The organism is Salegentibacter sp. (assembly GCF_041642575.1).
GTDB lineage: Bacteria > Bacteroidota > Bacteroidia > Flavobacteriales > Flavobacteriaceae > Salegentibacter.
Genome location: NZ_JBEPWD010000003.1, coordinates 98,609 through 100,061 on the forward strand (window position 1 = coordinate 98,609; position 1,453 = coordinate 100,061).

Consider the following 1,453-nt stretch of genomic DNA (forward strand, 5'->3'; position numbering starts at 1 on the left):
AGTACATTGGAGGCGTGGGTGACCGCAACCAGCTTAGTGCGCCTGGAAAGCAATTTCTCAAGATCGGAAATATCCAGTTCGAGGCTTTCCGGGTTAACTTTCCAGATCTTTACTTTTATACCTTTTTCTTCAAGATCTGTCCAGGGGGAAACATTGGCTTCATGATCGGTGTTAGTGACTATCACCTCGTCTCCTTCCTGCCATTGTTTGCTTATACAAAGGCTTAAGATACGAAGAAGCATACTTGAAGACGGGCCGATCACCACCTCCTCAGGACGGGAGGCATTGATGAACTTTGATACTTCATTGGTTGCATAATTCAGTTTTTCCCCGGCTTCTTTGGAAACTTTATAAGAAGCACCCAACTGTACATTATGATGCAAAAGATAACCGCTTATTCTTTCAGCTACTTTAGACAAGGTCTGGGAACCCCCGGCATTATCCATATATATGAAATCCTGTTCCAGTGCCGGAAATTGCCGACGTACAAAATTGATGTCCATTACTCCAGGAGGCTTTCGTTAAATAATTTCAGAATGCGCTTATATTCATCGGTCCAGCTGCTTGGTTCAACAAAACCGTGGTCTTCTACAGGGTAAACTGCCATTTCCCAGTTATCTTTCTTCAGTTCGATAAGACGCTGGGCAAGTCTTACCACATCCTGAAAATGAACATTTACATCAAGCATTCCGTGGGCGATCAGAAGATGACCTTCAAGACCTTCAGCGAAATAAATAGGCGAAGATCTGCGATAGGCAATTGGATCTTCTGAAGGTTCATTCAGAATATTGGAGGTATACCCATGATTGTAATGAGCCCAATCGGTCACCGAGCGTAATGCGGCTCCTGCTTTAAAAGTTTCAGGTTCATTGAACATTCCCATCAAAGTAATGAAGCCACCATAACTACCTCCATAGATCCCGACTTTTTCAGGATCAATTCCGTGATTTTCGATGAGATAATTGACTCCGTCTACCTGGTCACTCAGGTCTTTTCCGCCCATATGACGATAGATCCCTGTTCTCCAGTCACGGCCATAACCTGCGCTTCCGCGGTAATCTATATCGATTACGGTGTAGCCAAGATCAGTTAGAAGATTATGAAACATGTATTCCCTGAAATAACTGCTCCACCATTTATGTACATTCTGAAGATAACCTGCACCGTGAACGAAAACTACGGCCGCGTCGTTTTTAGTTTCCTCGGTTGGGCTGTAAAGCCTTGCGGGGACCATAGCACCATCTTCAGCTTCAAATTCTATTAATTCAGGTTCGCGCCATTGATAGGAGGCGAATTCTTCTGTTTGACCTTCGGTTAATTTTTCAGCATCAGCATTGGCACGGGTTCTTTTAAGATACAATTCCCAGGGTTGGTTGCTGTAGGAATGCCTTATGGCCATATATTTCTCGTCTGGTGAAAGATGAACTTCATTATTCCCTTCCATCTGGGTTAA

General features: G+C 43.8%; 2 protein-coding genes. Both read right to left on the reverse strand.

Annotation, left to right across the window (positions count from 1 at the left end):
* Positions 1–503 (reverse strand): aminotransferase class V-fold PLP-dependent enzyme (locus ACESK1_RS01810; RefSeq protein WP_372917315.1); only part of this gene is annotated, 503 nt, incomplete at its 3' end.
* Positions 503–1,453 (reverse strand): alpha/beta hydrolase family protein (locus ACESK1_RS01815; RefSeq protein WP_372917317.1); only part of this gene is annotated, 951 nt, incomplete at its 5' end. The genes ACESK1_RS01810 and ACESK1_RS01815, both read right to left, overlap by 1 nt.